The organism is Roseovarius sp. (assembly GCF_018066915.1).
In the GTDB taxonomy this organism is placed as follows: domain Bacteria; phylum Pseudomonadota; class Alphaproteobacteria; order Rhodobacterales; family Rhodobacteraceae; genus Roseovarius.
Genome location: NZ_JAGPVV010000198.1, coordinates 1 through 8000 on the forward strand (window position 1 = coordinate 1; position 8000 = coordinate 8000).

General features: G+C 65.7%; 7 protein-coding genes. 2 read left to right on the forward strand and 5 right to left on the reverse strand.

Annotated elements, in window-relative coordinates; genetic code table 11:
• Positions 1-20: 20 nt before the first annotated feature.
• Positions 21-1415 (forward strand): SPOR domain-containing protein, encoded by a 1395-nt coding sequence (locus KBT70_RS10805; RefSeq protein ID WP_296632736.1) that lies wholly within the window; start codon positions 21-23, stop codon positions 1413-1415.
• 15 nt (positions 1416-1430) lie between these two features.
• Here the strand turns inward: KBT70_RS10805 and KBT70_RS10810 are convergent, their stop codons facing one another.
• The 5 genes from KBT70_RS10810 to KBT70_RS10830 form a co-directional block, all read right to left on the reverse strand.
• Entirely contained in the window at positions 1431-2429 is a 999-nt protein-coding gene (locus tag KBT70_RS10810; protein ID WP_296632741.1) for a type I glyceraldehyde-3-phosphate dehydrogenase, read from the reverse strand.
• Positions 2430-2583: 154 nt separating this feature from the next.
• Positions 2584-3405: a bifunctional allantoicase/(S)-ureidoglycine aminohydrolase gene (locus tag KBT70_RS10815; RefSeq protein WP_296632745.1), complete on the reverse strand. Its 822-nt coding sequence runs from the start codon at positions 3403-3405 to the stop codon at positions 2584-2586.
• A gap of 83 nt (positions 3406-3488) precedes the next feature.
• The gene (locus tag KBT70_RS10820; protein ID WP_296632748.1) at positions 3489-4151 is read right to left on the reverse strand and encodes a Hint domain-containing protein; all 663 of its coding nucleotides are present in this window, start codon (positions 4149-4151) and stop codon (positions 3489-3491) included.
• A gap of 208 nt (positions 4152-4359) precedes the next feature.
• Positions 4360-5001 carry a sulfotransferase family 2 domain-containing protein gene (locus KBT70_RS10825; protein ID WP_296632751.1) on the reverse strand — a complete coding sequence of 214 codons (642 nt, stop codon included), beginning with the start codon at positions 4999-5001 and terminating at the stop codon, positions 4360-4362.
• Positions 5002-5052: 51 nt separating this feature from the next.
• Entirely contained in the window at positions 5053-6654 is a 1602-nt protein-coding gene (locus KBT70_RS10830; RefSeq protein WP_296632756.1) for a choice-of-anchor L domain-containing protein, read from the reverse strand.
• 203 nt (positions 6655-6857) lie between these two features.
• On the opposite strand from KBT70_RS10830, the gene htpX reads away from it, so the two are divergent.
• Complete coding sequence (gene htpX, locus KBT70_RS10835; protein ID WP_296632759.1) at positions 6858-7718, forward strand: zinc metalloprotease HtpX; 861 nt, start codon at positions 6858-6860, stop codon at positions 7716-7718.
• The last annotated feature ends 282 nt before the right edge of the window (positions 7719-8000 follow it).

The following is an 8000-nucleotide window of genomic DNA, read 5'->3' on the forward strand; positions in this document are numbered from 1 at the left end:
CAATTGATGTTGGGGGCGTAATGAGATTTTCACGACTTGCCATTCTGGCTTCGACTGTCCTCTTGCTTGGCACGGTCGATGTGTCCGCGCAGAGCCTGCGCGCACCCTCGGAACCGGCTGAATTTCCGCCCAGCAGCTATCAGGGGCGGCAATATGTCGATAGCGTCGGCTGCGTCTTTGTGCGGGCGGGCGTTGCGGGCAATGTCACTTGGGTGCCGCGCATGACGCGGGGCCGCGACCATCTCTGCGGCTTCCAACCCAGCCTCGCCCCAAGCGTTCAGGCCGCCGCCCCAGCAGCCGCTCAACCCGTGGCACAGGCCGCCCCCAGACCGACACCGCCGGTCCGCACTGCACCAGCCCCCCGCGTCGCCACAGCGCCCGCGCCTGCCCCGCGCGTGATCCGGCAACCGGCACCGGTCGCCGCCCCCGTGGCCACGGCCCAGCCGCAGCGTCGCACCGCCCCTGTCCAGATCGCCGCTGGCGCGCCGCTCAGCGCCCTGCGCCCCGAGGCCGATCCGCGCCCCGTGGCCTTGCGACCTGCCGCGCCCACAGCCGCACCCGCCCCCTCGGCCCGTGCCATCCGCCTGACACAGCCTGACCCGGCACAGAGCGCCTGCGCCAATCTCTCGCCCGTGTCCGCCGCCTATACCGTCCAACACAACGGCTCGCCGGTGCGCTGCGGCCCGCAACGATCGGCGCATGTGACCTATGCCAGCGGCAGCAACAGCCGCGCGCTGGCCCCCCGTCCCGGCACCCCGGCCACGCCCGAAACCGTGCCGCCCTATACCCGCATCGCCCCGGCCCGCGTCTATGCCAGCCAACAGGCCAGCCTCGCCGGGGTCTCTGTCCCCCAAGGCATGCAGCCGGTGTGGGAGGATGACCGCCTCAACCCCTACCGCGCGCATCAGACCTTCGAAGGGCGCGACCAGATGCTGCTGATGTGGACCAACACCGTGCCGCAGCGCCTCATTGACCGGCGCACCGGGGCCGATGTGATCCATCAATTCCCCGGCCTGCAACCGCCCTACACCAGTTTTGAGGCGCAGCGCGCCGCGGGCGTCACCGTCGCCACCCAAGGGCGCTATGTCCCGGCCCCGATGACCTCCCGGAAACTGGCGCAGGCCAATACGCAACGCGCCACGGTCTCGACCCGCTCAACGCCCGCGACAACACCCCAGAGCACGCCGAGCCACCGCTACGCGCAGGCCGGTCTCTTTGCCGATCCCGCACAGGCACAGGCCGCCGCCCAGCGCATCGCCGCCGCCGGGCTTCCGGCGCGGCGCGGCACCGTCACCCGCGACGGGCGCGCGCTCACCCTCGTGTTGGCCGGTCCCTTTGGCTCGCAATCGCAGCTCAACGCCGGGGCCGACCGCCTGCGCGCCATGGGCTTTGCCAACGTCAGCTTGCGCAAGTAAATTCTGGGCGGCGGTTTATCCCCGCCGCCCGATCAGCCGCGCCATATCCAGCATGCGGCAGGAAAATCCCCACTCGTTGTCATACCAGCCAAAGACCCGTAGCAAACCGCCGACCGAAACCGAGGTCTGCGGCCCCGCCACGATCAGGCTCTCGGGCCGCGCGCGCAGGTCCGACGACACCAGCGGTGCCTCGGTCCAGCCCAGCCAGCCATACCGCCCCGCCGCCTCTTGCAGATGGGTATTGACCCCCTCCACCGTCACATCCGCGCGTAATTGCACCACCAGATCAATGCAGGACACGCTCGCCACCGGCACCCGGATGGCCCGCGCCTCGATCCGCCCCTTGAGACCGGGCAATACCAACCCCGTCTGATGCTGCGCACTCGTCGTGGTGGGCACCATCGACAGGGCGGCGGCACGGCTGCGCTCGGGCGCATCGCGCGGCTTGTCCACCGTGGGCTGACTGCCGGTATAGCAATGCACCGTCGTCATCTGCCCGCTGACAATGCCATAAGCCTCGTCCAAAATCCGCGCCAACGGGGCCAGCGCATTGGTGGTGCAGGACGCATTGGAAATGATCCGGTGATCGCCCAGATCGCCCTCATTGGCCCCGATCACCACCGTCACATCCGCCTCCGCCGACGGACCAGAGACCAGAACCGCCCGCGCCCCCGCCTGCAAGCCCCGCTCGGCCACGGCGCGCGTGCCACCCATGCCGGTGCATTCCAGCACAAGATCGACGCCACTCAAATCCAGCGTGCTCAGATCGCGTGCCGCGTGAAACGGAATCTCCTGCCCATCCACCACCAGAACACCGGGCCGGGTCGTAACCACGCCGGGCCAGGGACCAAACACGCTGTCATATTGAAAGAGATAGGCACAGGTCTCGAGCGGCTCGATATCGTTGATACAAACCAGATCAAACGCCGCCCCCTCGCGCATCAGGATACGCAGGATGGTGCGGCCAATCCGGCCAAATCCGTTGATGGCAATACGAATGCGGTCCTCAGACATGGTGCCCTCCCAGCAGACAGGTCAACACCCCTGACATTGCTGCGCCGCTTTGGGAAAGACCAGCCCCGAAACATAATTTGATCAAATTATATGCCCGCGCCCGCCTCTCACCGTTCCGCCAATACTCCGGGGGTCCGGGGGCAGCGCCCCCGCTTCACAGCGCCATATGCCGATTGACATCCTTGTAGAGCAGATAGCGAAACGGCCCCGGCCCTCCCGCATAACAGGCCTGCGGACAAAAGGCGCGCAGCCACATGTAATCGCCCGCTTCAACCTCGACCCAATCCCGGTTAAGCCGGTAAACCGCCTTGCCCTCCAGCACATAGAGCCCATGCTCCATCACATGCGTCTCCATAAACGGGATCACGCCACCGGGCTGCAAGGTCACGATGGTCACATGCATGTCATGCCGCATATCGCTCGGATCGACAAAGCGCGTCGTGGCCCAGACCCCGCCGCAATCGGGCATCGGCGTCGGCGCAACCTCCCGCTCGTTGGTGACAAAGGCCTCAGGCGGCGCAATGCCCTCGACCGCCTCATAGGCCTTGCGAATCCAGTGAAACACCGCAGGCCCCGCGCCCAGCCCCTCCAACTGCCAGTCACACCCCGGCGGCAGATAGGCATAGCCGCCCGGTCCCATGTCATAGACCGCGCCGCCAATCGTCAGCCGCACCGCCCCTTGGATGACAAAAAGCACGCCTTGCGCCTCCGCATCGGGCTCGGGCCGCGTGCTGCCACCCCCCGGTGCCACCTCCATGATATAATGCGAGAATGTCTCGGCAAAGCCGGTCATCGGCCGCGCGATCACCCACAGGCGGGTTTTCTCCCAATGCGGCAAATAGCTTGTCACGATGTCGCGCATCACCCCGCGCGGGATCACCGCATAGGCCTCGGTAAAGACCGCCCTGTCGCTCAAGAGCTGGCTCTGCGGCGGCAATCCGCCCTCAGGTCTTGCATAGCTGCGCGGATCGGTCATGGCTGGGGTTCCTCTTGGATCAGGGGCATTGCCCCGCCATCAAACCCCGCCCCGTGCCCCCTGCCAAGGGGCAATCGCGCGCGTCAGGCCTGAACCCAAGGTCCGGGCGGCACCACCCCATCCTGCACAGGCACCGGCGCCCCCATCCGCGCCATGGCCAGAACCAGCCCCCGCGCCTCGACCAGCGGCAGCACGTCATAACGCGGCCCCGCACGCTCTCGCGCATAATCCAGCAGGTCACAGGACGCAGGACATAGGGCCATCAGCCCGTTTTCGGCAAAGATCACCTGTTCGCTCTCGAAATGCAGCACGACCACCTCCGCCGCAGGACCGGGCGGCACGCGCGCGACACCTGGCGCGGCCTCCAGCGCCAGACCGGGCAAAAGTGCAAAGGGATCGCCCCAGAGTGTCTCGGCCAGATCGCTTTCGATCATCACCACCTGATGCGGCATGATCCGCAGCGGTGCCCGGTTGCCCATCACCCCGCGCCCGACATCCAGCGGCCAGAACCGTTGCGGACAGGCGCTCTCGCCGGTCCAGACCGGATGCCGCGTGACCCCGCAGAGCGGTTGCACACCTGCGTCAAAGGTCACGACCCGGTCGCCCGCGCAGAGCGCCTGAACCGGACGCCAGCCATGGCCGGTGGCCACCCGCGTCCCGCTCAGCAGACCGCTTTGCACGCTCAGAGGCTCCGCCTCTTGCGGTCGCTCCGCGCCACGTTCCCTGATGCCAAACCAACCCAGCATTCCTGCTCCGGTCCCTTTCCCTGCAACCATTCCTGTCCCGCCAACAGGTCCACACTCCGATAACCGGACTAAGTCATGGTTAACATGACCCGTTTTTGCTCGGTTTCAGGCGGAAACAAGGCACCGTTGCGGCGGGGTGAACAACCGAGGCAAAGCCGCGCGATTGGCATGAGGGGCGTGCGCAATCGCACAAAATCGTCAGCCGCCGTCAGAACCGATAGCCGAATCGCGCGATATCCTCGGCGGCGCAATCGGCCACGATCTGCGCCGCGCGGGCATCGTAATACTCGGCATAGGCCCCGCGCTCCGACCGATTGGCCGGGGCCACCTCCAGCACGAATCCCAGATGCGCCCAGAGCGGGGCTGCATCCGCCTCCAGATGCTCAAGCCGGATAAAGAGCCGACAGTATTCGCGCCCATCCGCCGCCGTCATATAGTGCCGCGCGGGGGTGGCGCGCAGCGCGGTCTGCGTCTCGGGTGCGGCCAGAAACTCAGGAAACCCCCGGTCCTTGGCCAAATGCACCGCCGGATGATCGAACTCCTGCCCCCGCAGCCAGTGATAATAACTCACCATCCGGTCCCAGGGGTTGCGCACCAGCGTAAAGGTAAAGGCCGCCGCCACCGTCTCGGCGCTCACCAGCCCGTCGATATCGGCCAGCGTGGAATGTTTCCAGAGCCGCCCGCGCGCTTGTACGCCCTTCAACCGCGCCCGCCTGCGCCGCGCCTTGGGCGTGTCCCCGATCAGTATATCCTCGGCCTGCGCCCGCCCCTCCAGCGCCAGCGCCATCGCGGTGCCGCCAGTCTTGGGGATATGCACAAAGATATAATTGCGTCCGGGCGAAATGATCATGCCCGCATCCTAGCCGCTGCACGGGCGCGCGAAAGCCCCTTTCGCGCCGCCTCACCGCATCGCGTCAACCAGCACATGCGCCTCATGCGACCGCAAACCAGAGCGCGCGCTCGGCCCATAGCCCGCAGCCCCCGGCGCGAAAATCTCCGGGAAGAGACCCCGCAATTCCGCCTCTGTCTCGGCATCGAAACTGCCCCGCGTCATCGGACCGGGATGATAGCTCTCACTCCAGAGACCATTGCCGCGCACGATTTCATGCTGGTCAAACAAGAGATGCACATAGACCACCGGCGCCCCGTCACAGCGCCGCGTGATAGAGCGGTCATTGACCAACGCCGCCGCCTTGACCAGCACCTGATGCGTGCCAAACAGCAATTCCGCATGCGGCGAGGCCAGAAGGATGCGGTGATTGGCCGAGAGTTCCAGCGTCGCATGCCGCCCCAGCGCATCCGCCGCGAGCACAACAGGCGCATCCGCACCCTGCGCCCGCCGCTGGCTCCGTCCGATCCAGCGCAGCGCCTGCGGTCCATGATCCAGCGTCAGCACCAGATCACCGGGGCGCAATGTCTCGATCGCCACCGGCCCGTCGGGCGTGTCGATCTGCGTGCCTTCGGTAAAACAAGGGGCCACCGTGTTGATCGTGATGAACCCGACATCGGTATTGCCCGCCGCATCCGCCACCTCATAGGACAGCACGTTTGACGTGCCGACCGGCTGACCGGAACTGACCAGAACAAAGCCCGTGGCGGTCATCTGGATGGTCTCACCGCTGGCGAGGAGGATCGTATCCCCCACCACCACCGGCTGCCCGTTGATCTGGGTAATGGTCAGCGTCCCGCCCGCCGTGCTCGTGTCATTCGCCAGAATATCGGCTTCGACCGGCGCAAACCGCGTCACGTCGATCACATCGTCCCCCGCGATCAGCGCGGTCTGGATCGAATTCCCGGCGATCAGCAGGTTGCTGTCCAGCGCCCCATCGCCCCCATCGGCAATGCCGATCTTGATGGTGTTGACCTCACCGGCCACCACCGGCGCCTTGAGCGTGAGGGTGACGGTAAACCCGTCCATCTCGGTGTTGTAGGTGTCGGCGGTCGCGGCGTTGTCCATATAGAGGTTGGCATTGGACACATCGTTGATGTTGTTGATCGTGATGTCGCCCGTGCCCACCGTCAATTCGGCCTGCACCCCGTTGACCCAAACACCCACCGAGTCGTTGAACCCGGCGTTGACATACTCCAGATATTCCTCGGACGAGAACACGATCTGCATCGTCAACGTGCTGCCCTCGGGGATGAACGACGCCTCGAAAATCGCCGCGTCAAACGTCGCTTGCCCGGAAATCGTCGTCAGATCGGCATCCCCCGCCAAGGCATGATCGGTCGAGGTCTCGGCCAAGAGGTTCGGATCACCCAAGAGGTTCAGCAAACCGGGATCGTTCGTGACATCCACCGCATTGCCCGTGGACAGGATCACGCCCGTGTCCGACGGCGTGAGGTCCGGCGCGACCGTGTCGCCATTGCTGTAAATCCCCGAGGCGCTCGCCGCCCCCGTATAGCTGGCGGAAACGATCGTGATGCCATGGCCGAACATGGCAAGCGCCATGTCATAGGCACTGGCAGAGGTGTCAATCGGCAGCTCCGAGGCTGTGGCCATGGCAAATCTCTCTTCAACAAACCAGAGACTGCCCCCAATTCCCCAAATCCGCGTTATCGCCGGGGGTCTCGTGTTTCACGCGACACCCATGGAAATTCACAAGTGGAATTTACCAGTGGAATTTAACGGTCCTGCCTCCGGCGGAAGACTTGCAAGGCGCGTGCCAACTGCCATATCTGCGCCAGAACCACGGAGGTGAGACAATGGGCTATCTGCGCACGGGTATTCTGATGGCGGCGATGACCGCGCTCTTTCTGGGCATCGGCGCGCTTTTGGGTGGCATGGGCGGGGCGATGATCGCCTTGGTGTTTGCCCTTGCCATGAACGCCTTTGCCTGGTGGAATTCCGACCGCATGGTGCTGCGCATGCACAACGCCCGCCCCGCCTCGGGGCCAGAAGGCGCGGCGCTCACCCAGATGGTGCATGACATGGCCGACGCCGCCGGCATGCCGCGCCCGGCGGTCTATATCCTCGACAATGATCAGCCCAACGCTTTTGCCACCGGGCGCAACCCGGCCAATTCCGCCGTCGCCGCCACCACCGGCCTCCTGCGCAACCTCAGCCGCGAGGAAATCGCCGCCGTCATGGCGCATGAGCTGGCCCATATCCGCAACCACGACACCACCATCATGACCGTGACCGCGACCTTCGCAGGCGCAATCTCCATGCTCGCCAATTTCGCCATGTTCTTTGGCGGCAACCGCAACAACGGCATGGGATTGATCGGCACGCTGGCGCTGATGATCCTCGCCCCTATGGCCGCAGGTCTCGTGCAAATGGCCATCAGCCGCAGCCGCGAATACGAGGCCGACCGCGTCGGGGCCGAGATCTGCGGCAACCCGCTCTGGCTCGCCTCCGCGCTCGAGAGGATCTCGGGGCTGGCTCAGCGCATCGACAACGACACCGCCGAGCGTAACCCCGCCACGGCGCATATGTTCATCATCAACCCGCTCCACGCCCATGCCCATGACCGGCTCTTCTCCACCCACCCCAACCCCGCCAACCGCATCCGCGCCCTGCGCGAGATGGCCGGCGCGCGGAAGGGGCGTGGGCCTTGGGCGTGAGGGGGCTGCGCCGCCGCGCGGTGCCCGTCCGCCGGGTGGGCGCTGAACCCGTGCAGTCTGGCAATTAATCCCAGCCAAACACCTCCGCGCTGGCAGCATGTTGCAACGCTGCAAAGGCGCCCGCCCGAGGGGGCGGTCGGGCGCCGCGCGGCGGCACCTACGGTGCCTTGATTCCGCGCATAGAAAATGACAGCGTTGAGCGTAACCCCGCCACGGCACGTATGTTCATCATAAACCCGCTGCACGCGCCCATGCCCGGCTCTTCTCCATTAACTTTTGCGA